The 26985-nt window shown below is 63.2% G+C and carries 28 protein-coding genes; 19 read left to right on the forward strand and 9 right to left on the reverse strand.

Annotated elements, in window-relative coordinates; all coding sequences use genetic code 11:
- Window positions 1–50 precede the first annotated feature (50 nt).
- The 8 genes from QD228_RS07355 to QD228_RS07390 all read left to right on the forward strand — a co-directional run bounded on the left by QD228_RS07355 (window position 51) and on the right by QD228_RS07390 (window position 9492).
- Window positions 51–1610, forward strand: a complete 1560-nt coding sequence (locus tag QD228_RS07355) for a hypothetical protein (protein ID WP_279874958.1) — start codon at window positions 51–53, stop codon at window positions 1608–1610.
- A gap of 783 nt (window positions 1611–2393) precedes the next feature.
- Complete coding sequence (flhD, locus tag QD228_RS07360; protein ID WP_077376174.1) at window positions 2394–2726, forward strand: flagellar transcriptional regulator FlhD; 333 nt, start codon at window positions 2394–2396, stop codon at window positions 2724–2726.
- On the forward strand, window positions 2723–3286 hold the full coding sequence (gene flhC, locus QD228_RS07365) for a flagellar transcriptional regulator FlhC (protein WP_136937757.1): 564 nt from the start codon (window positions 2723–2725) through the stop codon (window positions 3284–3286). Before flhD ends, flhC begins: the two co-directional genes overlap by 4 nt.
- Before the next feature lie 234 nt (window positions 3287–3520).
- On the forward strand, window positions 3521–4390 hold the full coding sequence (gene motA, locus QD228_RS07370) for a flagellar motor stator protein MotA (protein ID WP_077376180.1): 870 nt from the start codon (window positions 3521–3523) through the stop codon (window positions 4388–4390).
- 53 nt (window positions 4391–4443) lie between these two features.
- Entirely contained in the window at window positions 4444–5385 is a 942-nt protein-coding gene (gene motB, locus QD228_RS07375; RefSeq protein WP_077376183.1) for a flagellar motor protein MotB, read from the forward strand.
- A 123-nt stretch (window positions 5386–5508) separates the two neighbouring features.
- Window positions 5509–6822 carry a flagellar biosynthesis protein FlhB gene (gene flhB / locus QD228_RS07380; protein ID WP_279874959.1) on the forward strand — a complete coding sequence of 438 codons (1314 nt, stop codon included), beginning with the start codon at window positions 5509–5511 and terminating at the stop codon, window positions 6820–6822.
- The gene (flhA, locus tag QD228_RS07385; protein ID WP_077376204.1) at window positions 6819–8915 is read left to right on the forward strand and encodes a flagellar biosynthesis protein FlhA; all 2097 of its coding nucleotides are present in this window, start codon (window positions 6819–6821) and stop codon (window positions 8913–8915) included. The genes flhB and flhA overlap by 4 nt, the downstream gene beginning before the upstream one ends.
- A gap of 145 nt (window positions 8916–9060) precedes the next feature.
- A complete protein-coding gene (locus tag QD228_RS07390) occupies window positions 9061–9492 on the forward strand; it encodes a flagellar protein FlhE (RefSeq protein ID WP_279874960.1) in 432 nt (143 codons plus the stop codon).
- A gap of 204 nt (window positions 9493–9696) precedes the next feature.
- Here the strand turns inward: QD228_RS07390 and QD228_RS07395 are convergent, their stop codons facing one another.
- The 3 genes from QD228_RS07395 to flgA all read right to left on the reverse strand — a co-directional run bounded on the left by QD228_RS07395 (window position 9697) and on the right by flgA (window position 11414).
- Window positions 9697–10170, reverse strand: coding sequence for a flagellar protein FlgN (locus QD228_RS07395; protein ID WP_279874961.1), 474 nt, complete (start codon window positions 10168–10170; stop codon window positions 9697–9699).
- On the reverse strand, window positions 10167–10439 hold the full coding sequence (gene flgM / locus QD228_RS07400) for a flagellar biosynthesis anti-sigma factor FlgM (RefSeq protein WP_167593006.1): 273 nt from the start codon (window positions 10437–10439) through the stop codon (window positions 10167–10169). Before flgM ends, QD228_RS07395 begins: the two co-directional genes overlap by 4 nt.
- Before the next feature lie 198 nt (window positions 10440–10637).
- On the reverse strand, window positions 10638–11414 hold the full coding sequence (gene flgA / locus QD228_RS07405; RefSeq protein ID WP_167593007.1) for a flagellar basal body P-ring formation chaperone FlgA: 777 nt from the start codon (window positions 11412–11414) through the stop codon (window positions 10638–10640).
- Between the two features lie 341 nt (window positions 11415–11755).
- Here flgA and flgB point away from each other — a divergent pair, with 341 nt between their 5' ends.
- From flgB to flgL, 11 genes are all read left to right on the forward strand, one after another.
- Window positions 11756–12178, forward strand: a complete 423-nt coding sequence (flgB, locus tag QD228_RS07410; protein ID WP_077376218.1) for a flagellar basal body rod protein FlgB — start codon at window positions 11756–11758, stop codon at window positions 12176–12178.
- The gene (flgC, locus tag QD228_RS07415; protein WP_279874963.1) at window positions 12178–12666 is read left to right on the forward strand and encodes a flagellar basal body rod protein FlgC; all 489 of its coding nucleotides are present in this window, start codon (window positions 12178–12180) and stop codon (window positions 12664–12666) included. Before flgB ends, flgC begins: the two co-directional genes overlap by 1 nt.
- Before the next feature lie 69 nt (window positions 12667–12735).
- Complete coding sequence (locus QD228_RS07420) at window positions 12736–13428, forward strand: flagellar hook assembly protein FlgD (RefSeq protein WP_077376223.1); 693 nt, start codon at window positions 12736–12738, stop codon at window positions 13426–13428.
- Between the two features lie 129 nt (window positions 13429–13557).
- Window positions 13558–14817 (forward strand): flagellar hook protein FlgE, encoded by a 1260-nt coding sequence (flgE, locus tag QD228_RS07425; RefSeq protein WP_279874965.1) that lies wholly within the window; start codon window positions 13558–13560, stop codon window positions 14815–14817.
- A gap of 124 nt (window positions 14818–14941) precedes the next feature.
- Entirely contained in the window at window positions 14942–15709 is a 768-nt protein-coding gene (locus QD228_RS07430; protein ID WP_279875081.1) for a flagellar basal body rod protein FlgF, read from the forward strand.
- A 29-nt stretch (window positions 15710–15738) separates the two neighbouring features.
- Entirely contained in the window at window positions 15739–16521 is a 783-nt protein-coding gene (gene flgG / locus QD228_RS07435; RefSeq protein WP_136937770.1) for a flagellar basal-body rod protein FlgG, read from the forward strand.
- A 112-nt stretch (window positions 16522–16633) separates the two neighbouring features.
- Window positions 16634–17272: a flagellar basal body L-ring protein FlgH gene (locus QD228_RS07440; protein ID WP_127736814.1), complete on the forward strand. Its 639-nt coding sequence runs from the start codon at window positions 16634–16636 to the stop codon at window positions 17270–17272.
- 69 nt (window positions 17273–17341) lie between these two features.
- Window positions 17342–18478, forward strand: a complete 1137-nt coding sequence (locus QD228_RS07445) for a flagellar basal body P-ring protein FlgI (RefSeq protein ID WP_279874967.1) — start codon at window positions 17342–17344, stop codon at window positions 18476–18478.
- Window positions 18478–19887 carry a flagellar assembly peptidoglycan hydrolase FlgJ gene (gene flgJ, locus QD228_RS07450; protein ID WP_279874969.1) on the forward strand — a complete coding sequence of 470 codons (1410 nt, stop codon included), beginning with the start codon at window positions 18478–18480 and terminating at the stop codon, window positions 19885–19887. Before QD228_RS07445 ends, flgJ begins: the two co-directional genes overlap by 1 nt.
- Before the next feature lie 109 nt (window positions 19888–19996).
- The gene (gene flgK, locus QD228_RS07455; RefSeq protein ID WP_279874971.1) at window positions 19997–21640 is read left to right on the forward strand and encodes a flagellar hook-associated protein FlgK; all 1644 of its coding nucleotides are present in this window, start codon (window positions 19997–19999) and stop codon (window positions 21638–21640) included.
- A 10-nt stretch (window positions 21641–21650) separates the two neighbouring features.
- Complete coding sequence (flgL, locus tag QD228_RS07460; protein WP_279874973.1) at window positions 21651–22904, forward strand: flagellar hook-associated protein FlgL; 1254 nt, start codon at window positions 21651–21653, stop codon at window positions 22902–22904.
- Between the two features lies 1 nt (window position 22905).
- Here flgL and fliR read toward each other — a convergent pair whose 3' ends face one another.
- From fliR to fliM, 6 genes are all read right to left on the reverse strand, one after another.
- Window positions 22906–23697: a flagellar biosynthetic protein FliR gene (gene fliR, locus QD228_RS07465; protein ID WP_084208640.1), complete on the reverse strand. Its 792-nt coding sequence runs from the start codon at window positions 23695–23697 to the stop codon at window positions 22906–22908.
- 13 nt (window positions 23698–23710) lie between these two features.
- Window positions 23711–23980 carry a flagellar biosynthesis protein FliQ gene (fliQ, locus tag QD228_RS07470; RefSeq protein WP_077376253.1) on the reverse strand — a complete coding sequence of 90 codons (270 nt, stop codon included), beginning with the start codon at window positions 23978–23980 and terminating at the stop codon, window positions 23711–23713.
- A 157-nt stretch (window positions 23981–24137) separates the two neighbouring features.
- Window positions 24138–24836 carry a flagellar type III secretion system pore protein FliP gene (gene fliP / locus QD228_RS07475; protein ID WP_279875085.1) on the reverse strand — a complete coding sequence of 233 codons (699 nt, stop codon included), beginning with the start codon at window positions 24834–24836 and terminating at the stop codon, window positions 24138–24140.
- 80 nt (window positions 24837–24916) lie between these two features.
- Entirely contained in the window at window positions 24917–25477 is a 561-nt protein-coding gene (gene fliO / locus QD228_RS07480) for a flagellar biosynthetic protein FliO (RefSeq protein ID WP_279874974.1), read from the reverse strand.
- 12 nt (window positions 25478–25489) lie between these two features.
- Window positions 25490–25981, reverse strand: a complete 492-nt coding sequence (gene fliN / locus QD228_RS07485; RefSeq protein ID WP_136937777.1) for a flagellar motor switch protein FliN — start codon at window positions 25979–25981, stop codon at window positions 25490–25492.
- Window positions 25974–26984 carry a flagellar motor switch protein FliM gene (fliM, locus tag QD228_RS07490; RefSeq protein WP_136937778.1) on the reverse strand — a complete coding sequence of 337 codons (1011 nt, stop codon included), beginning with the start codon at window positions 26982–26984 and terminating at the stop codon, window positions 25974–25976. Before fliM ends, fliN begins: the two co-directional genes overlap by 8 nt.
- Between the last annotated feature and the right edge of the window lies 1 nt (window position 26985).

A 26985-nucleotide genomic window follows, 5' to 3' on the forward strand; every position in this document is an offset into this window, starting at 1 on the left:
CGAGCGTTGAGCGCCGCGCATGACGCCACTACACCAGGGGAGGCGCTGTGATGACAGGCATCACTCCCTTGATCGATGGGTTGCTCCACCAGGTGCTGGGCCGCACGGCCCAGCCACCCCCGGCGGCGGATTCGGGGACTGTCTTTCCGGTAACGCGCACGCCGGGCCTTGCCGGTGGGGCTCAGCCCGACACCGACGCATCCCGTCGTTCGTCGGGTCTTGAGTCGCCGGCGGCCGCCGTGCAGCTGACGGATCGTGCCCATCTGATCTCTGATCTACTCGAGGCGTTGAGTCGCCTGCCTGCCGATACGTCTTCCGCTGCCAGCGGTATCAAGATGCCGGCAGGGATCTCCCTGCAGGAGTGGCTCGCGAGTGGTCGCCCATTGCCGGGCCTTGCCTACGAGATCGCCTCGGCCACCCCGCACGTTCCTCTGGCTGCGGCATTGCGCCAGCAGATCAGTCAGAGCGGTCTCTTCTATGAGGCTGACCTGCTGGACTGGTATCAAGGACGGACCCCGCTTGCCGACCTCAGTGCTCATCCCCAGACCTCGACGGCCCGTCTGGATGCCTTGCTTGCCTGGCGTCAGGCGCTGCTGCTGACCCAGGCACGCTATCTGCCGGTCTCGGAGTCTCGGGTGTCGCTGCCGTGGGTGTCGACACGTCCCGATTCGGGGGTGGCGATACCCACGGCGCTGATGGCATACCCGGCACTTGCCTCGCGCAGGGAGCCTGCGACTCGCGAGTCACAGGCGGTGAACGCCTACCGTGAGGGGATGCAGCACGCCAGCTCTGCGATCGCCACAGATGTCGATGAGTGGGAGGGCGCTGACCCAGGCGTGCTTCAGCAGCAATTGCGTCTGGTGCTGGGGCAACCTCTCAACTGGCAGGGGCTGCTGTTGCCGGGGTTGCATGCCTTCTTCAGCCTCTACTTTCCGCCGACTCCGCGACCGCGAGGCATGGGGTCACGCAAGCAGGGGCCCCGAGAGGTCTTGCCTGTTGCCAGTGTGACGGCGTTGGCGGGGCAGGCGGACAGTGAAGAGGAGGCCGTGGCCCAGTGGCGGGTCGTCATGACCTTCACGGCCGAGCAGGGAGCCGTGCTGGAGGCCACGCTTCTGTGGTATCAACTCGCATCGCCAGTGGCGCTTGTCGTGATATTGGAGTCACGGCATGCCGTTGCGCGGGATGCGCTGCTCGAGAGCCTGCCTCAGGCATTGCACGCCCTTGCCCCTCGCGTTCACGTACGCCGCCCTGGTGAGGCAATGGGACCGCCGCGATACGCTGATGGCCCGGCAATGTTCGAGACCGCCAGTGGCAGCGAAGACGGGGCTGCCGACGTCGATATCCGCTCTCAGCCCCAAGAGCCCGCAGAGCGAGCATTCCCCTGCGGTCTGGCAAAATCCCTGGGCACGCGTCTTCAGCAGCACGCCACTGAAGTGGGGCTTCCCGTCCATGCCTCGCCAGAGCTGGTGGCGCTGCTTGCGCAGGGATTGCCTGCGCGTCGCACCATCCCCCAGGCGCTGTTTCAGTGCATCGTCGAGATTGCCCACCTCTGGTCACACCAGGGGACGAGTGGTAAAGGGCCCAGGGCGGATGGGCGAGAAGCCCCCTGAGATCGTACGCAGGCCTTGGCGTGCATGGCATGCCGGTGGCTGCGCAGGACACCGGGATTCCTGAAATAACCGTGGGTAAGAACGCCTTTATAATTAGAATATTATAATTGTTTAAGTTTGATGCAGGGTAGGGCGTTATCGACGGTAACCCATTGTTGATCTGGATCAATAAATGCACTGGGAATCGTCCCGACAGACTCGTCATCGTCCCAGTGCCTGTTCAGCCGCCTGATCCGAGATATGCGGATTGTCGGGCAGCCGCATCCTGCCCTGATCAAGCGTCATGTCAGGCCAGGAAGAGGGTGTGGGGTGATTGGCGCTATCCGACAATCCCGGTAATGCGATGGCAGGTCTATATGGCGCGTCATTTCATCAATATGCAATACAAGGTTTGTTCAACCTTGCTCTCATGTTGTGACAGTGCAAGAGGGTAGTCTGCTCTTTTTGGGATTAAGTTTCTCATCCATATGTTGCAGAATATTTTTATGGCGTATTTTTCGCATTATTTTGCAGGAGTTGCCTGCTTTTCGTGGTTTTTTGAGCTGTTTCTTCCTATCGATCACAGCGTTTGAAAAGGGTTGTTCAGGATAACGCTGGTTTGATCGCGATACTGGTATTAGAATCGCCAGTACATGAGGTGTTACTCAGGTAATGATTTTCATGTCCCGCAGAAACGACATACCAGAAATGTAGGGTCACTACATCTAAATCATAAGGTCTGGCGATGGATCAGCCGTTTTCTTGTGTTGATCTCGATAAGATCAGGCTATTCAGGGAACCTTTATGTCTTCACTTCTCAACGATATCCAGAGTGTCAATCTCTCCTATCTTCTTCTCGTGCAGCGTTTGCTGGCCGAAGATGTCGATATGGCAAGGGTACGTCTTGGCCTCAGTCAGGAAATGGCAGATATATTGTCCGGGATGAGTGTCAGTCAGCTGGTATCGCTGTCTTCCTGCAATCAGTTGTTGTGTGAGTTGGCCCTGGATGATGCGGCTCAGCTCAAGGGAGTGCTTCAGGGGGGGCGCGACCAGGATTTCGGTGCCATGCACACGGCCATGTTGTTGAATGCACGTCAGGCGGGCTCGGTCACCCGCCTGGGCGGTGCTGGACAATGAGTCAGAAGAGTCTGGTGGATGAATTGCAGCAGCTGCAGCTGGCGGTCGAATTGATCGAGCTGGGGGCTCGTCTGCAGGTGCTCGAGACAGAGACGGAAATCAGTCGTGCGCGTCTGGTGAAGCTGTACAAGGAGGTGCGCGGCGTCTCCCCGCCCAAGGGCATGCTGCCGTTTTCCACGGATTGGTTCATGACCTGGCAGCCCAACCTGCACGCGTCCCTCTTCCATGGCTTCTATCGTCGCCTGCGCTCCCAGGGTGTGCCGCGCATGGATGCCTTCGTCAAGGCGTATCGCTTCTACCTCGAGCACGTGGGGGAGGAGGAGCCGGTACTGGCGCTGACCCGCGCCTGGACACTGGTGCGCTTCTTCGAGAGTGAACTGCTGGACCTGGCGACCTGCCAGACCTGTACCGGCCACTTCGTGATTCATGCCCATACCCCCTCGCATGATTACGTGTGCGGTATCTGCCAGCCGCCTTCCCGTGCCGGGAAGACAGCGGCGCGTCGCAAGGCTCGGGAGCAGGACATGCAGCGCGAGGCACTCGCGGTCAAGCTCGGCTGATGCGCCTCTTGGTCCCTTTGGTGTCACGATAGAAAGGCTCGCCTCCCGGTGAGCCTTTTTTGTTGCCCTGAGTGCGGCAGCGACACGTCTCTGGTTGTGGGCGCTCTCACGTCTTGTGCCTGCAACGGCCGGCAAGGCAATGCGTGAACGTTTTCCCACATGACCCTCAAGACCTCCCACGTGCGGCCGATAACCGTTGAGACGTGAGGTCGATCGCATGCCAAGGGGGTGGTTGTGTTGCTTTTCATAGGTTATCTGGTGGTGATCGGGTCGACCCTGGGTGGGTATCTGATGGTGGGGGGGCATCTGGCGGTGCTGATGCAGCCCGCTGAGCTGTTGATCATCTTCGGCTCGGCGGTAGGTGCCTTCCTGGCGGGCAACAATGGCAAGGCCATCAAGGCGACCGGCAAGGCGTTCTCCAGACTCAAGCGAACGCGCGGTTACAACAAGTCGTTGTACATGGAAGTCATCAGCCTGCTGTATCTGCTGCTTTCCAAGTCGCGCCAGCAGGGCATGCTGGCCATCGAGCAGGATATCGACAATCCCCAGGAGAGCGCGCTGTTCGCGGAGTATCCGCGCGTGCTGTCGGACCCGATTCTGATGAACTTCATCACGGATTATCTGCGCTTGATGGTCAGCGGCAACATGGACCCCTTCGAGCTGGAATCCCTGATGGAGCATGAGATCGAGACCTTCAAGCACGAGACCGAGATCCCGGTCCATTCGCTGTCTGCGGTGGCGGACGGACTGCCTGCCTTCGGGATCGTGGCTGCCGTCATGGGGGTCGTGCATGCGCTGGCCTCCGCGGATCAGGGCGCTGCTCAGCTTGGCGTCCTGATCGCCAATGCCATGGTCGGCACCTTCCTGGGGATTCTGCTGGCCTATGGGTTCGTGACGCCGGTGGCCAACAAGATCCAGCACGAAGTGCATGAGGCCGTGAAGATGATGCAGTGCATCCGCGTCATCCTGATGGCCTCGCTCAATGGCTATGCGCCGCAGATTTCCGTCGAGTTTGGCCGCAAGGCGCTGTTCACCGCCGAACGCCCCAGCTTCAATGAGCTGGAAGAACATGTTCGCGACATCAAGAACAAGGGAGCCGGCTGACATGAGCGCAAGCATCCTGACGACGGGGACGCCGAGACACGGGGAGACGGCGCATGAGTGAGACGCGCAGACCGATCGTCATCAAGCGACCCAAGATCGTGAAGGGCCATCACGGCGGCGGCTGGAAGATTGCCTACGCCGACTTCATGACGGCGATGATGGCCTTCTTCTTGGTGATGTGGGTAATTTCCAATGCCTCTGATGAAGACCTCAGGGAAATCTCCGACTACTTCGGTGCGCCGCTGGAAATCTCGCTGCTGGGCGGTGATCGCAACTCCGCCTCCAGCAGTGCCATTCCCGGTGGGGGATTCATGGCCGAGGAAGTCCAGGGGGAGAAGGGCGCGGATGTCTCGCGCATGCAGCGTCAGGCACTGGCGGAAGAGGCGCGTTTCGCGGATATCCGTGACGAGATCGACAGCATCATGTCGCAGCAGATGCGTGAAGACCCATCGCTTGCTGAGCTGCGCGAGCAGCTGCAGATCGAGCTGACCGCGGAAGGCCTGCGTATCCAGATCACGGACAGTGATCAGCATCCGATGTTTGCCCTCGGCAGCAAGCAGCCCTCGGCACAGCTTTCCCAGCTACTGTCCCTGCTGGCGCCGATTCTGGCGCGTCTGCCCAATCACCTGAGCATCACCGGACACACCGACAATCGTCCCTTTGTCGGTGAGGGAGGCTATGGCAACTGGGAGCTGTCCACTGATCGTGCCAATGTCGCGCGCCGAGTGCTGGTCGCGCATGGGCTGGCGGTCGATCGCATCGTGCGTGTCGTCGGAATGGGGTCACGCATCAGTCTGGACAGCCAGGACCCGCAGGCCGCCGTGAACCGACGCATCAGCCTGATGGTGCTCAGTCACACCGCCTATCGCGAAATCACTGACAGTAACGGGGTCAATCCGCGCCCGGCAGAGAACATCGACAGCCTCAGGGCGCGCCTCGAACAGCTGGCAAGTCCCGGCGAGATTCGTGATGCCCGGACTGGGGTTGAGAGCTAGAGGATATCGACACGAGTCCGAGTCGATTTTCGGCGTTATTCCGCGCTTTGATCCTGACGTCGGGAGGCACAATGGCGGGCATGATTCCCGGGCATTGGTCGCCTGACGGCAGTGGAGCGGCAGGTGTCCGACGAGCAGAGCAGTGACGACAAGACGGAAGAGGCGACGCCTCACCGTCTGCAGAAGGCCCGCGAGGAAGGGCAGGTGCCACGCTCGCGCGAGCTGGCGACCTTCCTGTTGCTGGGCGGTGGCGCCGGCGCGTTGTGGCTGTATGCCGGTGTGCTGGGCGATACCCTGGAGCGCATCCTGGGCCAGGCTTTCGGTTTCGATCGCACGCTGGCACTGGATAGTCGCGTCATGCTCGCCAATGCCTTGATGCTGGGGCAGGAGGCGTTGATCGCCCTGTTGCCGCTGTTTGCGTTGCTGGTCGTGCTGGCGCTTGTCGGGCCTATTCTGCTGGGCGGGTGGATGTTCTCCACCAAGTCGCTGGCTCCCTCGCTTGGCAAACTCAATCCGATCAAGGGCATCGGGCGGATGTTCTCGAGTCAGGCCCTGGCCGAACTGGCCAAGACGATTGCCAAGTCGCTGCTGGTCGGCGGGGTGGTGGTGCTGTATCTGCATGCGCAGCGCCAGGAGTTGATGGCCTTGATGCTGATGCCGCTGGACAACGCGCTGGCGGATGCCTTGACGCTCGTGGCGCGATGCACGGCGCTGGCGGTCGTGATGCTGATCGTGCCGACCCTGATGGACGTCCCCTATCAGCTATGGAGCCATGCCAAGAAGCTGCGCATGAGTCTCGAAGAGATCAAGCGTGAGCACAAGGAGACGGATGGCGACCCTCAGGTCAAGGCGCGCATTCGTCAGCAGCAGCAGGCAATGGCGCGGGCACGCATGATGACGGAGGTGCCGCGAGCGGACGTCATCGTCACCAATCCGACCCATTTCGCGGTGGCGTTGGTCTATCGCGAGTCGGACATGCGCGCGCCACGCGTGGTGGCCAAGGGACGTGATCAGGTAGCGCTGCGCATTCGCGAGCTCGGGGAGGCGCATGCCGTGCCGGTCCTGAATGCTCCGCCATTGGCGCGTGCCCTGCATGCCCACGTCGAGCTCGAGCAGGAAATCCCCCTTGCCCTCTATCAGGTGATCGCCGAGGTGCTCGCCTGGGCCATGCGCTTGAAGCGCGCCCGAGACCACGGGGGGCTTCGGCCGCGTGATCCCGAGGGTCTCGAGGTGCCGCAGGACCTGCAGGTCCCGCCGGAGGCACAAGCTCACACGGGGAGCGCTGACGAATCCCCGAACGCTGACGCCGGTGGCACCGACGCCGGTGATACGGATGCCGGCGAAGGCGATTCCGTCAGCACGCCGCCAGCGACACCATCCTCTTCCAGGCCGCGCGATCCGCGTGCGTCTTCACCGCCAGACGAGCCGTTTGCATGAATGCTCTCTTGTCATTGCTGGATCGCATGGGTCTCGGCACGCCAGGTCAGATGAAGGTGCTGGCGGGGCCCATGCTGATCATGATGATCCTCTCGATGATGGTGCTGCCGCTGGCGCCCTTCATTCTGGATCTGCTGTTCACCTTCAACATCGCGCTGTCGATCATGATCCTGATGGTCAGCATGTTCGCTCAGAAGCCGCTGGATTTCTCGGCATTTCCCGCCGTGCTGCTGTTCTCGACCCTGTTGCGGCTCTCGCTCAACGTGGCCTCGACACGCGTCGTGCTGCTTGAGGGACACAACGGCGGAGACGCTGCCGGCAAGGTCATCGAAGCCTTCGGACAGTTCCTGGTCGGCGGCAACTTTGCCGTGGGGCTGGTGGTGTTCTCGATTCTGGTGATCATCAACTTCATGGTCATCACCAAGGGCGCGGGGCGTATCGCCGAGGTCGGCGCGCGCTTCACGCTGGATGCGATGCCCGGCAAGCAGATGGCGATCGATGCCGATCTCAATGCCGGCCTCATCGGTGAGGACCAGGCGCGTGAGCGGCGTCGCGAAGTGGCCGAGGAATCCGACTTCTTCGGTTCGATGGACGGCGCGAGCAAGTTCGTGCGCGGTGATGCCGTGGCGGGGCTCGTGATCATGGTGGTCAACATCATCGGTGGGTTGATCATCGGTGTCGGCCAGCATGGGCTGAGCATGGATGAGGCAGCCCGCACCTACACGCTGCTGACCATCGGTGATGGTCTGGTGGCCCAGATTCCCTCGCTGGTGATCTCCACCGCGGCCGGGGTCATGGTCTCGCGGGTCAACACCAATGAGGATGTTGGCCAGCAGATGATCGGCCAGCTGTTCATGAGTTCTCAGGTACTGTGGCTGGCAGCCGGTGTGATGGGGCTGTTGGGGCTGGTACCCGGCATGCCCAATCTGGTGTTCATCTTCTTCACCGTGATGCTGGGAGCGCTGGCCTGGTGGGCCGGGCGACGTGAACGCCAGGAAGGCGAGGCATCAGCGCAGGAGCAGGCGCCTGCGCCAGCCGCGGCGGTTCAGGAGGTCAGTGAGGCCAGCTGGGATGATGTGCGGCTGGTGGAGCCGCTGGCGATGGAAGTCGGCCATCGGCTGATCGCCATGGTGGATGTGCGCCAGGGCGGTGAGCTGCTGTCGCGCATCAAGGGAGTGCGTCGCAAGTACGCCCAGGATATCGGTTTCCTGCCGCCGGTGGTGCATATCCGCGACAACCTCGAACTTGGGCCGAATCACTATGTCATCAGCCTCAAGGGCGCCGAGGTCGGCCGGGGCGAGGCGTATCCGGGGCGTTGGCTGGCGATCAATCCCGGCAAGGTCTCGGGCAAGTTGCCGGGCGTGGCCACCACCGAGCCGGCCTTCGGGTTGGCTGCGGTCTGGATCGAGCCGGACACCCGAGAGCAGGCCCAGGTCTACGGCTATACCGTGGTGGATACCGCCACGGTGATCACCACGCACCTCAATCATCTGATGTCACGCCATGCCTCGCAGCTGCTGGGCCGCAGTGAAGTCAGCAAGTTGCTGGAAAAGCTCGGGCCGCAGGACGGGGGGCTGGTGGAGGAAGTCGTGCCGGCGCTGGTCAGCCAGGGCACCTTGCAGCGCATTCTGCACACCCTGCTCGATGAGGAGGTGTCCATTCGCGATCTGCGCAGCATTCTGGAGGCACTGGCCGAGCACGCACCCCGCACCCAGGACCCGGCAGAGCTGACGGCCATGGTGCGGGTGGCGCTGGGACGTGCGATTACCCAGTACTGGTTCGGCGCGGAACGTGTGCTGCGGGTGATCGGTCTCGAGGCTCAGCTGGAACAGGTGTTGATGCAGGCGCTGGGCAACGGCAACGCCCTGGAGCCCGGACTTGCCGATACGCTGATGCAACATGCCGAGAGTGCCGTGACGGCTCAGGATGCGCAGGGAGATCCTTGCGTGCTGGTGGTGGGGCATTCCCTGCGCCCGCTGCTCTCGCGGTTCCTGCGTCGACGTTTCAAGCATCTGGCAGTGCTGTCTCAGGCGGAAATCCCCGACGACAGAGAGTTGCGCGTCACGCGGATGATCGGCGGGCGTGCCGCCTGAAGGGAGTCAGGTGGGCGGCGCTCGTCCGCAAGGCCCCATCAATGAATGAGTCATCGTCAAGGAGTCAGACGTGTTTCACCCTTTTTCTTTCCTGCTTCGCCCAGACACGGAATCGGCGACGTGGCGGCCGGGCCGGCGGGTGCCGATGGTGATGGCCGCAGCGGTGCTGCTGGGGGCGTTCGGTGCTGTGCCATCGGTACAGGCGGGTAGTGCCGCCGTCATGATGAGCGTGGAGTCAGTGACCATTCGTGAACGGGGCGAATGGTATACCCGCAAGTTGGCAATCGGCCCTGCGGTACGTGATTCGGGGCTGATGGCGCCTGAAAGGACGCGTATCGGGGCGATCCACTGGCGCTACCATCTGCCCTCGGCGCCCGGGGAATGGCAGGTCATGCTGTGTCAGGCATCGCATTGCGCGCTGCTGGACGCGCGACGTGGAAAACTGACATTGCCGGAGACCATTCTCGCCACGGCGCCGTTCTCTCTGCGGGTCTACCGCAACGGTCGTGGAGTGCTGGCGCCCGCGGCGCAGCTGGAAGACATCCAGCTGGTGCTGGAGGTGGAGAGTCTGGGCTGAGCATTCACGCCCTGCGCCCGTGCGTGGTAGCTACCCACGGCAGGCATCCACCAGTCATTCAGGCGGTCAGAATTTCGGCCCGGTCATTGACCGGGCCTTGTCGTTTTCATGGGCGGTGAAAGCCGCAAGGACAGTGAGAACGGCAAGGAGGCAAGTGAGGGGCGTCGAGGGACTGCATGACAAGGGAGAGCGCGACGCGGGAGCTCACGCCGAGACGTTCAGCCGTGCAGGCGCAGCGCCGGGGCGGCCATCGGCACCATAGTGACCGGGCGCCCGCTCATGCAGGCTGTCGAGAATCCGACTGTGCAGCGCCATGCGCTGGCGGATCAGATCTCCGCTCAGGCGATTGCGCGCCTGGGCGCGGCGAGTGAGGGTGACCAGTTGCCACCACGTTTGTGCCAGCTGCGGCTGTCCGGCCAGTGCCGTCTGCAGTTCCAGCGGGTCATTGGAGAGACCTGACTGCGCAAGCCAGTCACGTCGGCGAGTTTCCAGCGCCTCAAGTCGGCCGGCGTTGGCCAGCTTGGCCTGGCGTATCTCATCCAGTGCGCTGGTCTGGGGCTGGCGTTGTCCCAACAGTCGCTGTTCCTGCTCCAGCAGGGCGATGAAGTGCTTCAGCTCATGCTCGAGGCCATGAAAGATCGCCTTGAGCTCAAGGGGGGAAGCGGTCGTGAGGGTCATGCGTCACCCTCGAAGGCGTCGATCAGACCCTGAGCGATGCGATCGACATCGATCTTGATGCTGCCATCGGCGATGGCCTGCTTGAGGCTGTCCACGCGTGCCTGGTCGATATCCTGTCCGGCATCGATGCTGCTGCTCGACAACTCGACCTGGGTGGAGTCGCCGGGGGGTGACGTGGTGGTCGCCGTCTCCTGGCTTGCCTGCGGGCGCAGCTCACGTGTGCCGTGAGTCTCACTGCGCTGCAGGGGGCCGCCGTGTTCGATCTTCATGGCCTGTCCTCTGTGATGATGGGCGTCCGCTTCAGCTGATGAGAGGCGGACGTGTCGCGGTGCCTTTGCGAGCGCAGGCATCCATCCTGCGCTCCAATCGAGTATCGGCGGCTGGCGAGCCAGCTTTAGCCTCGATGAGCCATCTGGGACGTCGGGTACCAGAGCCATCGTGTTCGTGAGCGAGGCGGACACATCGGCTCAGGGGGCGACCAGACGCTGACCGATCACTCGAGCGCGCACCCAGTGGCCGGGTGAAAGCTCGATGCGGATGCGGTCATCCAGTGCACCGGACTCCAGAGCCCGCGCACTGCGCTGCATGCTGAAGCCCTTGCCATCCACCTGATAGGTCAGCGTATCCCCGAAGTTCACCAGCGGGATGGCTTGCACACTACTGTCGCGGATGACGTCCCCCGCTCGCAAGCGGCGGCGTGTGGAAAATCCTGCCAGTTGCCCGGCTTGCGCGAAACCCTCGCCGCGCAGCTTGCCGAGTGCCGTCAGCCGCGGGCGCAGCATCTGTGCGGTCAGGGGGGTTCCGCTTGCCAGTGCTCGGGCGGCGCTCATGCGCCAGTCAAAGCGTTCCAGGCGCAGACTCAGCAGGTGTTGTTGGCCATCGGGACATGCCAGTTGCAGGCGCTTTAGGCCCGGTGACAGGCGGTCATGGCCATCTGGATAGGCGCTGAGCGTCGCCGGCATGCAGTCAGCCAGGCGTGCCGGAAGACGTCGAACTTCCAGTTGCACGCCCGGCTTGTCGGGCGGGCCGAGCGGGGCATCCTTGGGCAGGCGTATCGTGACGGTGTCGCCTTCGGGGGCGGCGAAGAACGCCTGCAGCTGGTGACGCAATGCCTGCTCAGGTGTCGGTGCCGTCGACGAGGAGGGCGCGGCATGGGCGGTCGGCACGCACAGTCCCCACCCGACGAGCAGGGCGAGTCCTGCGCTGCGCCAGTGGGAGGCTGTGGTTGCTGAAGTCGGCGTCATGCTCTCTCTCATGTCGTGATCGGATTGCCCCGCAGAGCTGTTCTTGGCTGGAGGGCCTGCCGTCGACGGTGTCTGCTGTCGGGGATCGGCATCGGCATCGGCCATTGGGCATTGGGCATTGGTCATCGGCCATCGGCATGCAAACCGAGCGTGACACGATTGTATGACGCCCACCGATCGGGCATTACCAGAAATAGCCCCGATAAAGGGGCTTGTTCCTACCTTCATCCTCGCGCCGGCTGACTATTCTCATTCCTGCTTGAGTCAAGCTCCCCGATGGTGAGCTGATCAATGGACATCACCCATGGCCGACACGCCAGGGTGCAAGGCCGGGATACCCCATGTTTGATCGACTTGATGCCCTCATGAGTTTTCATCAGCAGGCGCTGGGCCTGCGCGCCGAGCGTCAGCAGGTGCTGGCGAGCAATATCGCCAATGCCGATACCCCGGGCTATCAGGCGCGGGATTTTGACTTTTCCTCGGCGCTCGCCAAGGCGACGTCCGCCAGCGCGGGCGCGCCTGCGGCCCTTTCCCTGGCTACGCCGCGGGCCGGGCATCAGGCGGCGCAGGGAGCCGCAACGCTGGCCGGCGTCGAGCTAATGTACCGGGTGCCCACCCAGCCGAGTCTGGATGGCAATACCGTGGACATGGACGTCGAGCGCGTCAGTTTCGCCGACAACAGCCTGCATTACGAAGCCAGTCTTGAGCTGCTGACCGGCAAGATCCAGGGCCTGCGTCTGGCCATGCAATCGGAGAACAGCTGATGCCTGATTTCAGTCTCTTCCATGTCGCTGGTTCCGCGATGGCGGCGCAATCCCAGCGACTCAATGCCATCGCCAGCAACATGGCGAATGCCGACAGCGTCGCCGGGCCCGACGGCAAGCCCTATCAGGCCCGCCAGGTGGTCTTTGAATATGCACCGCTTGCCCGTCAGGCCGATCAGGCCGCCACTGCCCTGACGGGCATGAACTCGTCCTTCACCGGTCAGACTCTCGGCCAGCCTCTCGATCAGCGCGCCGGCATGGGCGGTGTTCAGGTCAGCTCGGTGGCGTTGAGTGATGCGCCGGCACGCAAGGAATATCGTCCCGATCACCCGCTGGCGGACGAGCAGGGCTACGTCAGTTTCTCCAACGTGGACCCGATCGCCGAGATGGTCGACATGATCGCCGCCTCCAAATCCTATGAAGCCAACGTCGAGGTCTTCAATACCTCCAAGTCGTTGCTGCGCAAGACACTGACGCTGGGTGAGTGAGCCCGGGCGTGGGATGCCTTGCCCCTCGCTTCTGCCTTCTGACCGCTTTTTCCGCTACCGGGTAATCGCATGGCGACGCTAGATACCAGTCTGCTCAGCAGCCTGAACCAGACCTCCACCACCCCCTCGAGCGCGGCTGCCAGCGCCGTGTCTGCCAGCGGCACCGAGGAGCTCAATGATCAGTTCATGACGTTGCTGGTGGCACAGATGCAGAACCAGGACCCGATGGACCCGGTCTCGAATTCCGATCTCACGGCGCAGTTGGCTCAGATCAGCACGGTCAGCGGGATCGAGGAGCTCAACACGACCCTGGAGAGCATCACCACCCAGATTTCCAGCAGTGAAGCCCTGCAGGCCGCCAGCCTGATCGACAAGGGCGTGCTGGTCGCTGGCGATGCCGTGCTGGTGGGCAATGCCACCTCCACGCCCTTCGGGATCGAGCTTGAAGGAGCGGTGGATGATGCCAGGGTCGAGGTGCTCGCCGCGGATGGCAGCGTGGTCAAGACCTTCGAACTCGGGGCGCTGGACGCCGGCATCCATGGCTTCGTCTGGGATGGTCTGCTGGAGGATGGCAGTCAGGCCGGGGATGGCGCCTACCAGCTGGCGGTGAGTGCCGAGCGTGGCGGTGAGCCCTACAGCGACCTGCAGACACTGAGTTATGGCGTGGTCAGTGGCGTCAATCAATCCGAGAGCGGGGCTCAGCTGGACCTTGGTCCGCAGCTTGGGGTGGTGGAACTTGCGGCCGTGCGTCAGGTGCTCTGAGCTCATGCGCCGGCGCGGGAGGCGAGTCGTTGAGCCCTCGACACGCGCCGCTGGAAAGAGGCTGCGGCCACCCCGAGTATCACGATGCTGCTCGGGATCTCATTCACATAGCGAGACAAGGGACAGATCATGGCGTTTTCACAGGCATTGAGCGGCTTGAGTGCTGCCGCGACCAATCTGGATGTGATCGGCAACAACATCGCCAACTCGGAAACGGTGGGCTTCAAGTCATCCGAGACCCAGTTCGCGGACCTCTACGCCAGCTCTCAGGCGGCGGGTATCGGGGTGCAGGTCGCCACCATTTCCCAGGATTTCTCGACAGGGTCCCTGGAAACCACCGGGCGTGATCTGGACCTGGCGATCTCCGGAGAAGGCTTTTTACGCTTTGCCGACAGTACCGGTCAGGTCGTCTATTCGCGCAATGGCCAGCTCAACATCGATGCCGACGGCTTCATCGTCAATGCACAGGGCGCCCAGCTGACGGGCTATGCGGGCGAGCGAGTCACCGGGGAGCCGGTCGTGCTGCAGGTGCCGACGGCGCCGTTGGCCGCCAGCGCCACCCAGGACAATCTGGCCAACAGCATCTTCGGCGCGCAGGTTTCCATCAATCTGGATGCCGAGGCCGAGGCCACCTCCACTACCTTCGATCCCATGGACCCCGCCAGTTATGACTACGCCTCGGCGATGACGGTGTATGACAGCCTGGGCGGCGAGCATGTGGTGACCTCCTTCTATACCAAGACCGGCAACAACACCTGGGATGTCCAGCATGTGATGGATTTCGCGGGCAAGTCGGCCGACTACCAGTCACAGGTGAATGCCGGCAGCACGGCGCCGACGGTCGAGTTCGATGCTCAGGTCGAGCAGATCAGTTTCGCCGCCAATGGCCAGTTGGCGGATTACACCCCCACAGCCATGACCTATGCCCTCTCCAATGGGGCGCAGGACCTGAACTTCAGCATCGATCTCTCCGGCAGCACCCAGTACGCGAATGACTATGAAGTCACCTCGCTGTCCCAGAATGGCTATACCTCGGGCAGCCTGGTGGGGGTGTCCTTCGAGGATGATGGCCGGGTCATCGGCAGCTATTCCAACGAGCTCAAGCAGACGCTGGGTACCATCGCGCTGGCCAATTTCGCCAATGATCAGGGGCTGAGGCCCAATGGCGACAATGGTTGGCTGGCGACGGCGGAATCCGGTGAGCCGCTGGTGGGCGTGCCGGGGGAGGGTGTCTTCGGCGATGTCGTGTCCGGCGCGGTGGAAGCCTCCAATGTCGATCTGACCACGGAGCTGGTGGATCTTATCGTCGCTCAGCGCAATTACCAGTCCAATGCCCAGACCATCCAGGTCCAGGATGAAGTCCAGCAGACCGTGATCAACCTGCGTTGATCCACGCTGAAGGGTGATGTGTCGCGACACGGTGTGGTGGCGGCACCTGGCCACTGACCGCCGTGCCTGACCTCTGTGACTGGCGGCCACTGACCGCAACGATTGATGAAAGGAGGAGTCGGTGATGGACAGGATGCTCTACACCGCCATGAGCGGTGCCCAGCGAAGTCTGGCGGCGCAGGATGTCGCCGGGCATAACCTGGCCAATGTCTCCACCACGGGCTTTCGCGAGATGCTGACCCTGTCACGCGCCGTGGATGTCCAGGGCGAGGGCCTGCCGACGCGGGTGTCCAGCCAGCTGACCACCTCTGGGGCCTCCATGGCACAGGGCACGATCCAGTCCACCGGACGTGCGCTGGATGTCGCCCTCGACGGCCCGGGGATGCTGGTCGTGCAGGGCGCGGATGGCGAGGAACGCTACACCCGCAACGGCGCCCTGCAGATCGACGCCGACGGCATGCTGACATCGGGTGGCTTGCCGGTGATGGGCGATGGCGGGCCGATCGCGCTGCCGCTCAATGCCATCGTTCACATCGCCGCGGATGGTGGCGTGAGCGCTCGTTCGGCGGCGGATGCACCGGACACCATGGTGCTGCAGGAACAGCTCAAGCTGGTCAACCCCGAGAGCGTGCCCGGTGGGCTGCCGCTGGAGCGTGGGGCGGACGGCTATTTTCGCCAGCCGCTGACCGCCGAGGGGGTGCCGGCCGCGCCATTGGTGGCGGACCCCGAGGTGCGTGTCGTCTCGGGAGCGCTGGAAGGCAGCAATGTCTCGGCGACCGATGCCATGGTCGCCATGATCAACAATGCCCGCGGTTTCGAGATGCAGATGAAAGGCATCGAGACCGCGGAGCGCATGGCCGAGCGGGGCAATAGCCTGCTTGGTCTCGACTGACACCGAAGCCTGATTGCGGAGCCCATCAGATGATTCGTGCCCTATGGACGGCCAAGAGCGGCCTTGAAGCTCAGCAGATGCAGATGGACGTGACCGCCAACAATCTGGCCAACGTCTCGACCAATGGTTTCAAGCGTTCGCGCGCGGTATTTGAAGACCTGCTCTATCAGAATCTGCGCCAACCGGGCGCGGCTTCATCCGCCACCACGGAGCTGCCCTCGGGCCTGCAGGTGGGGACCGGGGTGCGAACCGTGGCCACCGAGCGCCTGCATATCCAGGGCAATCTGGAGCAGACGGAAAATTCCAAGGACGTCGCCATCAACGGGCAGGGCTTCTTTGCGGTGATGCTGCCGGATGGTACCAGCGCCTATACCCGCGATGGGTCCTTCCAGCTCGACAGTACTGGCCAGCTGGTGACGTCCAGTGGCTATCCGCTGGACCCGGCGATCGTCATCCCGGCCAATGCGCTGAGCGTGGATATCGCCTCGGATGGCGTGGTCAGTGTCACCCAGCCGGGCGCGACCAACAGTACCGAAGTCGGGCAGCTGCAGCTTTCCACCTTCATCAATCCCGCTGGCCTCTTCAGTCGTGGGGAGAACCTCTATTCCGAGACGGACGCCTCTGGGCCACGCAGCGACAGCGTGCCCGGCTTCAATGGGGCTGGCACGCTCTATCAAGGCTTCGTCGAGACCTCCAACGTCAACGTGGTGGAAGAGATGGTGGGCATGATCCAGAACCAGCGTGCCTACGAGATCAACTCCAAGGCCGTGACCACCACCGATCAGATGCTCGAGCGTCTGGTCCAGATGTAAGGGGCCTGGCATGTCGCTTTCGTGTGATCTGGTGAGCAGGGTAGAGGCGTCACGGCAGGCCGTGCGGCGGGCGTCTGTGCGTGGAGCAGGAATTGCGGGCCTGCTGGGCGCGATGCTGCTGGGGGCTGGCTGCGCCTATGTCCCAAGCGAGCCGCTGGTGGACACCACGCCACTGGAATCCACGCTGCAGCCGCGTCCCCAGCCGATGGCCAATGGCGCCATCTTCCAGCCGCTTTATGGCAATCAGCCGCTGTTCGAGGACCGACGCCCGCGTGCCATCGGCGACATCATCACCATTCTGCTGGATGAGAACGTCAGTGCCAGCAAGAGCTCGGCCAGCAACGCGAGTCGCGATGGCAGCGTCGGCTTCTCGCTGAGCGCCATTCCCGACTTCATGACCGGCTTGCTGGATGGTACCGATGCCGATATCGAGGGCGACAACGACTTCACCGGCAGCGGTGGCTCGAATGCCAACAACAGTTTCACCGGCACCATCACCGTGACGGTCAGTCAGGTGCAGCCCAACGGCAATCTCGAGGTGCGTGGCGAGAAGCGCATCGCGATCAATCAGGGCACCGAGTCGATCCGCTTTTCAGGGGTCGTGAACCCGCGCACGATTTCCTCGGCCAACACCGTGCAGTCCACCCAGGTGGCCAGCGCACGCATTGAATACGTGGGCGACGGCTATATCAATGAGGCCCAGAACATGGGCTGGATGCAGCGCTTCTTCCTGAATCTGGCACCGTTCTGATGGTGCCGCCCAGCGTGAGCCTGACAGGGTGTCCTCCCACCATGACCTTTCTTGACGAGCCGCTTTCCGATGCTTGAGCTGATACTCCCCGTGCGACTGCGCGCAGCACTCTCTGCCTGTCTGCTGCTGACCGGCCTGCTGTTCTCCCTGGAGTCGGTGCAGGCCGACCGCATCAAGGACCTCGCGCAGGTACGTGGCGTTCGCGACAACCCGTTGGTCGGCTATGGCCTGGTCGTGGGACTCGATGGCAGTGGTGACCAGACCACCCAGGCCCCCTTCACCGGGCAGAGTCTGACCAACATGCTCTCCCAGCTGGGGGTGACGGTTCCGTCGGGCACCAACATGCAGCTCAAGAACGTGGCTGCGGTGATGGTGACCGCCAGCCTGCCGGCCTTCGCCAGTTCCGGTCAGCCCATCGATGTCGTGGTGTCCTCGCTTGGCAACGCCAAGAGTCTGCGTGGTGGCACCTTGCTGCTGACGCCGCTCAAGGGGGTGGACGGCCAGGTCTACGCGCTGGCGCAGGGCAATCTGATCATCGGGGGCGCCGGCGCCCAGGCGGGTGGCTCAAGCGTGCAGGTCAATCAGCTCACGGCAGGGCGCATTCCTGGCGGGGCGACGGTGGAGCGTGGTGTACCCACCCGACTCGGCGATGAGAATGGCGTGATTCATCTGGATCTGTTCGAGGGCGATTTCAATCATGCCCAGAACGTCGCCACTGCGATCAATCGACACTTCGGTGGCTCGCTGGCCTCGCCGTTGAGCAATCGGGACATCGTGATTCAGGCGCCACGCGATATCAGCCAGCGCGTCGGTTTCATCGCCGGGCTGGAAAATATCGAGGTGTCACTGGGCGTGCCGCGCGCACGTGTGGTGGTCAATGCCCGTACCGGCTCGGTGGTGATGAATTCCGAGGTGCGCCTGGCGCGTGCCGCCGTCACCCACGGCAACCTCTCGGTGGTGATCGATGCCAATCCCGTCATCAGCCAGCCCAATCCGTTGGCGGGTGGGCAGACGGCCGTGGTCAACGACCCCGATATCAGCGTTAACCAGCAGGGCGGTGCGCTGCGCATGGTCGAGGGGACGGCCAGCCTTGCCGAGGTGGTCGACGGTCTCAATGCCCTGGGGGCCACCCCGCAGGATCTGGTCTCGATTCTCGAGGCGCTCAAGGCAGCCGGCGCGCTGCGTGCTGATCTCGAGGTGATCTGATGGGGCTGTCCACGAGCAATGCCGGTGTGGATGCCGGGCGTCTGGCCTTCGATACCCAGGGACTTGCGAGTCTCAAGGGGGCGGCCACGAGTGGCGGAGAGCGGCAACAGCAGGCTCTTGAGGAGAGCGCCCGTCAATTTGAAGCCTTGATGCTCAACATGATGCTCAAGCAGATGCGCTCGGCGACCGAAAGCTCAGCGCTGACCGGCTCCCAGCAGCAGGAGATGATGACCGCGATGCTGGATCAGCAGCTCTCACAGCAGCTGGCCAGTGTCGGGGAGGGGGTGGGGCTTTCGCGGATCCTGATTCAGCAACTGTCCTCCCGGGCAGGCACGGCTGGCGGTGATTCCCCGCCTGAGACATCGTCCAGTGAGTCTGCCCACGCTCTTGCCTCTGATCTCGTCGCCAAGGAGGTTGGCGCTGCGCAGGGGGGGGCGGACGCGAACTGGCTGTCAGCGGTGGAAGCTGAAGGCGCAGACTCGCCTGGCGGCTTCATGGCGATGCTGGAGGTGGTATCGGCGGGTCGGGAGGTTCAGGGACTCTATGCCGAGATACCTCAGGGAGCTCTCGGGGCGGGTGCTGAGCGACTTTCACAAGGCCATCAGACGGCACGCTCGGCCGCTGATGTGTCGATACTCAACGCGCACCAGCGTCAGCAACCCGACAACGTCCAGCGGTTCGTGGCGGAGTTTGCGCCAGCGGCGCGCGCAGCCAGTCGTGAAAGCGGCTTGCCGGCTGAGTTGATCCTGGCGCAGGCCGCACTCGAGACCGGCTGGGGCGAGCGACGCATCCACACCGAGGACGGCCAGGACAGCCACAACCTGTTCGGGATCAAGGCCGGCAGTGGCTGGCAGGGGGACAGCACCACGGTACTGACCACGGAATATCGTGAGGGACGTCGGCTGCAGCTGGAAGACAGCTTCCGGGTCTATCCGGATCAGGCCAGTGCGCTGCGTGACCACGCCGCGTTGCTGAGCGGGGCCGAGCGCTATGCCCATGTCGCCCGGTCACCGGATGCGCAAAGCGCCGCGCGTGCCCTGCAGTCGGCAGGCTATGCCACCGACCCTCACTATGCCGACAAGCTGATCTCGATCATGCAACGTGTCGGCCCGCTGGATGCCAGCGGTGATCGCGAGCGTTCATCGCCTCGCCTGGCGTCACGTGACGTGCTGCCGTCTTCGGAGGTGGAACGCTCCCTCCCGGGCACCTCAACCGCCAGCGCCTCGCAGGACACTCAAGAGCCGGGATGGCTGGCTGCCTCCGCACCGCTGTGGCAGCGCGACGCCGGTGAGGCCAGGCCCCTCTTCGCCGATGACACGGCAATGCCGGTGACAGCCCCGGCGGCAACGCCTTCGCAGAGCGGAGCGATTCCGCTTGCGATGACGACCTCTCGAGGGCTACTGGAGTAGGTCGTGACTCAAGTTCGCTCAGCACTGGCCGATAGTCAGGCATGCCCGGCACGTCGCGGCAGAGTGCCCATCTTCCTACTGTCTTCTTCATTCGCTTCAGGTAAACGTCATGGCCAGCAGCATGTTGAGTATCGGTGTCAGTGGTCTGCAGGCCGCCCAGACCGCGCTTGCCACCAACAGCAACAACATTGCCAACGTCTATACGCCGGGTTATAGCCGCGAGACGGTGGAACTGAGTAGCGGGCCGGGGGCCAGCCCGGTCTCTGGCGTCAGCGTGTCTTCCATCAGTCGCCATACGGATGCGTATCTCTCGGCGCAGCTGGATTCGGCGCTGAGCGCCAGCGCGGCGCTGGAAACCCGTGAGGCCAATCTCAGCCAGATCGACAATCTGCTGGCGGATGAAGAGGCTGGCTTGGCGCCTCTGATGCAGCAGTTCTTCGCTGCCATCGAGGGTGTCGCCAGCCAGCCGGGCGACCCTGCCGCCCGCGAGAGCATGTTGGGCACGGCGGAGAGCCTGGCCGGGCAACTCAATGCCTTCGCGGGGTATCTCGATGAGATGGATGCCGGTGTCAATGCGCGAATCGGCGATGTGGTCGGCGACATCAACAACGCCACCACCCAGATCGCCTCGCTGAACGAGCAGATTTCCATGACGCGTGCGCGCACCGGAGAAGAGCCGCTGGGGCTGCTGGATCAGCGTGATCAGGCGGTCACCGAGTTGCAATCGCTGGTGGGTGTCGACGTGCAGGAGCAGGGCGGGCGCTTGAGCATCAGCCTTGGCAACGGTCAGCTGCTGGTCAATGGCAGCGACAGCCATGATCTTGTCGCGGTGGTGGACCCTCAGGATGCCAGTCGGGTGGTGGTCAATTACAGCGCGGCCCCGGGAATGCCGATGAGTCTCGAAGAGGGCCAGCTTGAGGGCGGCACGCTGGGCGGGTTGCTGGGCTTTCGTGAGGAGAGTCTGGCACCTGCCCAGAATCAGTTGGGGCAACTGGCGGCGGGTCTGGCATTGACCTTCAATGCCCAGCATGGCGACGGGATCGATGCCAATGGTGACGCCGGCGGCGACTTCTTCACGCTCGGCACGCCGGAGGTCCTGCCCGCCAGCGGCAACACCCTCGATGCGGCGCTTGAGGTCGAGTTCGCTCCTGCGACCCTGAAGGAGGGTGAGGACTTCTACAGTGTCGCGCTGACCGGTGATGACTATCGCCTGAGCCTGGAGGGCGGGGAATACCGGCTCGAGAATCTGGGCAATGGCACAGTGGAGAGTCTGAGTCCGGACAGCGAAGGCCTGATGCAACATGAGGGTCTGATCCTCTCGGCCACCAACATGGCGGACGGTGACAGCTTCACCATCCAGCCGACACGCCAGATTGCGGCGACGTTTGGGGTCGCGATCGATGACGGCGCTGACATCGCGGCGGGCGAGAGCAGCGGCAGCCTCGACAACCGCAATATCCTGGCATTGCAGCAGCTGCAGAGCAGCGACGCGCTGGGCAGTGCCGGCAGCTTCAATGATCAATACGCCTCGCTGGTCAGCCAGGTCGGCAATCAGACTCGGCTGGTGCAGGTCAATCTGGAGGCGCAACAAAGCCTGACCGAGCAGCTGACGGCCGCCGAGCAGTCGGTGTCAGGGGTCAACCTCGATGAGGAAGCCGCGGACCTGATTCGCTATCAGCAGTTCTACCAGGCCAACGCTCAGGTCATCCAGACCGCGGCGACGGTGCTGGATACCCTCCTGAACATCCGCTAACGAGGTCGTGATGCGCATCAGTACCCAAACCCTCTATGCCCAGGGCGTCAATTCGATGCTGGAGCAGCAGGCCGCGTTCTCGAAGGTGTCCGAGCAGCTCGCCAGCGGCAAGCGCGTGGTCAATCCCTCGGATGACCCCAGTGCCGCCAGTCAGGCAGTGACGATCTCGCAGGCACAGGCCGTCAATGAGCAGTTCGCGGACAGTCGGACCACGGCGCGCAACACCTTGTCCCTCGAGGAAAGTACGCTCAATCAGGTCACCGATACCATCACGCGTGTCCAGAGCCTGATCGTCCAGGCAGGCAACGGCACCCTCAGTGACAGCGATCGCGACGCGCTGGCCACCGAGATCGAAGGCAGCCGAGACGTGCTGCTGGGGCTGGCCAACAGCACCGATGGCAATGGCAACTATCTGTTCGGTGGCCAGCAGGGGGATACGGCGCCCTTCGCTGAGGACGGCACCTATCGCGGAGATGACCAGCAGCGCCAGCAGCGCGTCGACAGCTCGCGCCTGATGGAGGTCAATCACACCGGCAGCCAGATCTTCGCTGGCGTGGCATCCGGCAGCCAGTCGTTGGCGATCCAGACCAGCAGCCGCGAGTCGTCATTGCCGATCACCTTCAAGGGGCCGGAGCTGATCGATTCGAGCGCGCGTGTCGATGGCGCTTCCTACACCATCGACATCGATGCGACTGGCGTCACGATCACCGATGCCGACGGCGCGAATGTCACGATGCTGGATGGTGATGGCGACCCGCTGGCATCACCGGTGGCGTTCCGCGATGGCATGACCCTTGCGTTCAATGGCCTGTCGATGACGCTGTCCGGTGATGAGCAACAGGTGCTTGAGGCTCAGGCGTCCGGCAAGGCAACGCAGCTGGTGGTCGAGGAGGGAGAGGCCAGCGCCGAGGTCTTCGCCAATCTGGACAGCCTCATCACGGCACTGGCGACGCCCATCGAGACCGACGAGGATCAAGCCGCGTTCGACAATGCCATCGCGAGCGCCAGTCGCCAGTTCCGCAACAGTCTCGACAACGTGCTGACCGTACGCGCCGATGTCGGCACCAAGCTCAATGAACTGGACGCTCTCGATCTCATCGGTGATGACCGCGAAATCAATTATGCCGCCACACGCTCTGACCTGATCGACCTGGATTACAATGCCGCGATCTCTGATTATTCACTGGCTCAGGTCGGGCTGCAGGCCTCCCAGCAGGCCTTTTCCGAGATCTCCTCGATGTCGCTGTTCGATTATCTGCGCTGATTCACAGACCGCTTCCCAGCCCTGCATGCACGGCCTGCAGGGCGCTCAACGCCTGACGGAACAGCAGCGACAGCCAATCCGTCATGCCGGGCATCATCAGCCACAGCATGGCGATGCCCAGCAGCAGGGTGAGCGGAAAGCCGATGGAGAAGACGGATAGCTGCGGCGCCGAGCGGTTCAGTACGCCCATGGCCAGATTGATGGCCAGCAGCGATGCCACCAGTGGCAATGCCAGCAGCAGGCCTGCGCTGAACAGGCTGGCGCTCCAGAGCAGCAGGTTTTCCAGTCCCGGTGACCCCAGCCTAGCGAGATCCAGCGGGATGTCATGGAAATGTCCCACCAGAATTTCCAGCACCAGCAGATGGCCGTTGAAGGCCAGAAACAGCAGCATCGCGAGCATGCCCAGCAGACGCGACAGCACCTGGGTGTTGGTGCCGGTGTCCTCCGAGAAGAAGCTGGCGAAGGCCAGCCCCATCTGCAGACCGATGAATTCCCCCGCCGCCTCGACGATGGCGAAGGTGATGCGCATCACCAGACCCAGTGCCATGCCGACCGCCATCTGCAGTGCCAGTTGCCACACGGCCACCAGCCCCAGCATGTCCGGTGCCGGTGGGCTGTCGATCAATGGCGCGATGATCACGGCCAGGCCGAACGCCATCAGCAGTCGCACCGGGGTCGGCAGACTCCGGTGCCCGAAGATCGGCGCGATCAGCATGAAGCCTGACAGGCGCGCGAACGGCCACATGACACTGACGATCATCGCCTGGAGCTGATTCGGGTCCAACCCGTTCATGCGCGCTCCCAGCCTAGCCGATCAACTGCGGAAAGCCCGTGAAGACGCTGCGCGTGAAGTCGAGCAGCGTCTCCAGTAGCCAGGGGCCCGCCGCGACCAGCACCGCGAAGACGCCGAGAATCTTGGGGATGAAGGACAGTGTCATCTCGTTGATCTGCGTGGCGGCCTGGAACAGGCTGACCACGAGCCCGATCACCAGCGCGCTGGCCAGCAGCGGGCTTGCCACCAGTAGCGTGATGTACATGGCATGTGAGGCCAGACTGGTGATGACGTCAGGTGTCATGCGCGACTCCATGGGCGATGAGGCGGAGAAAAGACGGAGATGAGACGAAGATGAAAATGTAAAGAAGATCAGACACAGAGGGCCGGTGCTGCTGGCCAGCGGGAGGGCCGGGCCAGCCAGCTCACTCGCGACATCAGAGGAACCCTCCGTCGAGAGCTCAGTAGAAACTGTCGGCCAGTGACCCCAGCAACAGCTGCCAGCCATCGACCAGCACGAACAGCATCAGCTTGAAGGGCAGCGAGATGGTGGCAGGCGGTACCATCATCATCCCCAGCGCCATCAGGACGCTGGCCACCACCAGGTCGATGATCAGGAAGGGCACGAACAGCGTGAAGCCGATCTGGAAGGCCGTCTTCAGTTCGCTGGTCACGAAGGCCGGCAACAGGACACGCCAAGGCACCTCCTGTGGCCCCTGTATCTCATCGAGTTCTGCCAGGCGCGCGAACAGCGCGATGTCAGGCTCACGCACCTGGCCGAGCATGAACTCCCGCAGTGGCACCCCGCCGCGTTCGATGGCCTCCTGAAGGCCGATCTGCTGGCTGTCGTAAGGCTGCCAGGCCTCGTCATGGATGCGCTCGATGACGGGCGACATGATGAAGAAGGTCAGAAACAGCGCGATGCCGACCAGAATCTGATTGGGGGGAGCCGACTGGGTACCGATGGCCGTGCGCAGCAGCCCCAGCACGATGATGATGCGAGTGAAGGCGCTCATCATCAGCAGTGCCGCCGGCAACATCGCCAGCCCGCTCAACAGGATCAAAGTCTGGACATTGAGCGACCACTGCTCGCCACCGTTGGGCAATGGCTGGCTGGTCAGCCCCGTCAGGACATCGGCGTTGACCGGCAGACTGGTCATGGCCAGCAGGATCGCAAGCCCCGCCTTGATGAGCGTCGCCGTCCCGCGGCCGGCTGGTCGGGGGATGTGGCATGTCGCGGTCATCGCTCGACCGCCTTGTTCGTCAGACGTGACTGCAACAGCGCCGCGAAGCCCTGCTTGCGTGCGGCATCAGACCCAGACTCGCCGCCGGACTGGCAGTCGAGGTTCTCGGGGAGTGCCTGCTCGTCGAGATCCCCCAGATGGCTGACGCCCTGCGGCCCCACCCCCAGCATCAGGCGCTGATGCCCCACCTCGACCACTACCAGACTCTGCTTGTGGCCCAGTGGCAGGCGTGCCAGGGCGCGGAGCGGTACGCGTGTGCCGTGAACACCGGCCCCGGCTCCCAGACGCTTGACCAGCCAGGCCAGCAGCAGGATCAGCGCGATCACCCCTGACAGCGCAAGTCCCGTGGTGGCAAGACTCGCCGCCCCGAGCGGCGATTCCTGTGGGTCATGTCGGAAGCCGGGCTCGGTAGAGGCCAGCGTCTGCGTGGTGTGTGCAGCGGTGGTGCCACCCGCGAGGATGTCACCCGCAGGGGGGGCGTCGGTGGCGGCGGCAGTGGTCGTCTCGGCGAGATCAGACTCCGAGAGCGCGGCGGATATGGGAGCAGTGGCAGACATGCAGAGACAGCCTCAGCGGTTGAGCTTCTGTACCCGCTCATTGGGAGTGATGATTTCCGTGATGCGGATACCGTACTTGTCCTCGACCACGACGACCTCGCCCTGGGCGATCAGATAACCATTGATCAGGATGTCCATCGGCTCACCGGCCAGGCCATCCAGCTCGATCACCGAGCCCTGGGAAAGCTCCAGCAGCTGCTTGATGGTCAAGCGGGTGCGTCCGAGCTCCACGGTCATCTTGACCGGGATATCCATGATCATGTCCAGCTCACGCGGCCTCGTCTCACCTCCAGAGCCATCCAGCGGCTGGAAGATGTCGCTTGAGCCTGGCGCGGCGCTGGCGTTCGGCGCCTGCTCTTCCATGGCCTGGGCCCATTCCTCTCCCATCTGTTCAGTCATCGCTTCCGCCCAGGGATCATCGGGGGATTGGCCCGAGGCTGACGATCCGGCATCTCCCGGGGATTCGGGTGACGTGTGCTCTTCGGGCGAATTGGGCTCACTCATCGCCGGTGTCCTCGTATGCGGAATTGATCGGGTGATTGATGATGCGGCTCACGCGCAGGGCACGATGCCCGTTGGCGCTGCCAAAACCGGCTTCCAGGACTGGCACGCCATTGACGTAGGCATTGACGGTGCCCGGGCGTTCGATGGGCAGGACGTCACCAACCGCCAGTTCCGCCAGTGCCCCGAGCGTCGTTTCCAGCGAGCAGAAATCGGCATGCAGCTCGACATCGGTGGCGCGGACTTCCTGCCGCAGTCGCTCGCTCCACTGGCTGTCGCCCTCGGCGGTCGTTTCCTGCAGCGGGCTGGATAGCAGCTCACGATGGGGTTCGATCATCGAGTAGGGCAGGCAGATCTGGAAGTCACTGCTGTGATTGCCCACCTCGAGATGGAAGCCGGTGCAGACCACGATCTCGTTGGGGGAGCTGGTGATATTGGCGAACTTGACCTGCATCTCGCTGCGCAGGTACTCAAGCTCTGCCGGAAACACTCCCGACCAGGCGTCCTGATAGGCAGTGAGGGCCAATCTCATCAGGCGCTGGATGACACGTTGTTCCGTGCGGGTGAATTCACGGCCTTCGGACTTGGTCACGAAGCGGCCATCACCACCGAACAGGCTGTCGACCACCATGAAGACGAGACTGGGTGGGAAGACCAGCATCGAGGTGCCGCGCAGGGGCTTCATGGTGAACAGATTGATGTTGGTGGGCACCGGCACGTTGCGCGAGAACTCGTTGTAGCTGAGAAACTGCACCGGCCCTGGCGTGATGTCGGCTCCGCGCCGAATCAGATTGAACAGTCCCATGCGGAACTGGCGGCTGAAGCGTGAATTGATGATGTCCAGCGCATGCAGACGGTCCCGGATCACGCGGTGCTGGCGTGCGGGGTCAAAAGGGCGGATACGCTCCTTCTCGGGGGCCTTGGCAGCCTCCGAGCCGTGCTCTCCATTGACACCGGAGAGCAGCGCGTCGATTTCATCCTGGGATAGCAGGTCGTCTTGAGCCATG

Source organism: Cobetia sp. 3AK (genome assembly GCF_029846335.1).
GTDB lineage: Bacteria > Pseudomonadota > Gammaproteobacteria > Pseudomonadales > Halomonadaceae > Cobetia > Cobetia marina.

Excerpts from the sequence above, each read along its gene's own strand:
- QD228_RS07355 (WP_279874958.1), top strand. The coding sequence starts at position 51 with ATGACAGGCATCACTCCCTTGATCGATGGGTTGCTCCACCAGGTGCTG.
- flgL (WP_279874973.1), top strand. The coding sequence starts at position 21,651 with ATGCGCATCAGTACCCAAACCCTCTATGCCCAGGGCGTCAATTCGATG.
- fliQ (WP_077376253.1), bottom strand. The coding sequence starts at position 23,980 with ATGACACCTGACGTCATCACCAGTCTGGCCTCACATGCCATGTACATC.
- QD228_RS07440 (WP_127736814.1), top strand. The coding sequence starts at position 16,634 with ATGCTGCTGGGGGCTGGCTGCGCCTATGTCCCAAGCGAGCCGCTGGTG.
- flgE (WP_279874965.1), top strand. The coding sequence starts at position 13,558 with ATGGCGTTTTCACAGGCATTGAGCGGCTTGAGTGCTGCCGCGACCAAT.
- fliP (WP_279875085.1), bottom strand. The coding sequence starts at position 24,836 with ATGACCAGTCTGCCGGTCAACGCCGATGTCCTGACGGGGCTGACCAGC.
- flhD (WP_077376174.1), top strand. The coding sequence starts at position 2,394 with ATGTCTTCACTTCTCAACGATATCCAGAGTGTCAATCTCTCCTATCTT.
- flgB (WP_077376218.1), top strand. The coding sequence starts at position 11,756 with ATGTTTGATCGACTTGATGCCCTCATGAGTTTTCATCAGCAGGCGCTG.
- flgJ (WP_279874969.1), top strand. The coding sequence starts at position 18,478 with ATGGGGCTGTCCACGAGCAATGCCGGTGTGGATGCCGGGCGTCTGGCC.
- flgK (WP_279874971.1), top strand. The coding sequence starts at position 19,997 with ATGGCCAGCAGCATGTTGAGTATCGGTGTCAGTGGTCTGCAGGCCGCC.
- flhA (WP_077376204.1), top strand. The coding sequence starts at position 6,819 with ATGAATGCTCTCTTGTCATTGCTGGATCGCATGGGTCTCGGCACGCCA.
- flgC (WP_279874963.1), top strand. The coding sequence starts at position 12,178 with ATGCCTGATTTCAGTCTCTTCCATGTCGCTGGTTCCGCGATGGCGGCG.
- fliO (WP_279874974.1), bottom strand. The coding sequence starts at position 25,477 with ATGTCTGCCACTGCTCCCATATCCGCCGCGCTCTCGGAGTCTGATCTC.
- flgA (WP_167593007.1), bottom strand. The coding sequence starts at position 11,414 with ATGACGCCGACTTCAGCAACCACAGCCTCCCACTGGCGCAGCGCAGGA.
- motB (WP_077376183.1), top strand. The coding sequence starts at position 4,444 with ATGAGTGAGACGCGCAGACCGATCGTCATCAAGCGACCCAAGATCGTG.
- QD228_RS07395 (WP_279874961.1), bottom strand. The coding sequence starts at position 10,170 with ATGACCCTCACGACCGCTTCCCCCCTTGAGCTCAAGGCGATCTTTCAT.
- fliM (WP_136937778.1), bottom strand. The coding sequence starts at position 26,984 with ATGGCTCAAGACGACCTGCTATCCCAGGATGAAATCGACGCGCTGCTC.
- fliN (WP_136937777.1), bottom strand. The coding sequence starts at position 25,981 with ATGAGTGAGCCCAATTCGCCCGAAGAGCACACGTCACCCGAATCCCCG.
- QD228_RS07420 (WP_077376223.1), top strand. The coding sequence starts at position 12,736 with ATGGCGACGCTAGATACCAGTCTGCTCAGCAGCCTGAACCAGACCTCC.
- fliR (WP_084208640.1), bottom strand. The coding sequence starts at position 23,697 with ATGAACGGGTTGGACCCGAATCAGCTCCAGGCGATGATCGTCAGTGTC.
- QD228_RS07445 (WP_279874967.1), top strand. The coding sequence starts at position 17,342 with ATGCTTGAGCTGATACTCCCCGTGCGACTGCGCGCAGCACTCTCTGCC.
- flhC (WP_136937757.1), top strand. The coding sequence starts at position 2,723 with ATGAGTCAGAAGAGTCTGGTGGATGAATTGCAGCAGCTGCAGCTGGCG.
- QD228_RS07430 (WP_279875081.1), top strand. The coding sequence starts at position 14,942 with ATGGACAGGATGCTCTACACCGCCATGAGCGGTGCCCAGCGAAGTCTG.
- flgG (WP_136937770.1), top strand. The coding sequence starts at position 15,739 with ATGATTCGTGCCCTATGGACGGCCAAGAGCGGCCTTGAAGCTCAGCAG.
- QD228_RS07390 (WP_279874960.1), top strand. The coding sequence starts at position 9,061 with ATGGTGATGGCCGCAGCGGTGCTGCTGGGGGCGTTCGGTGCTGTGCCA.
- flgM (WP_167593006.1), bottom strand. The coding sequence starts at position 10,439 with ATGAAGATCGAACACGGCGGCCCCCTGCAGCGCAGTGAGACTCACGGC.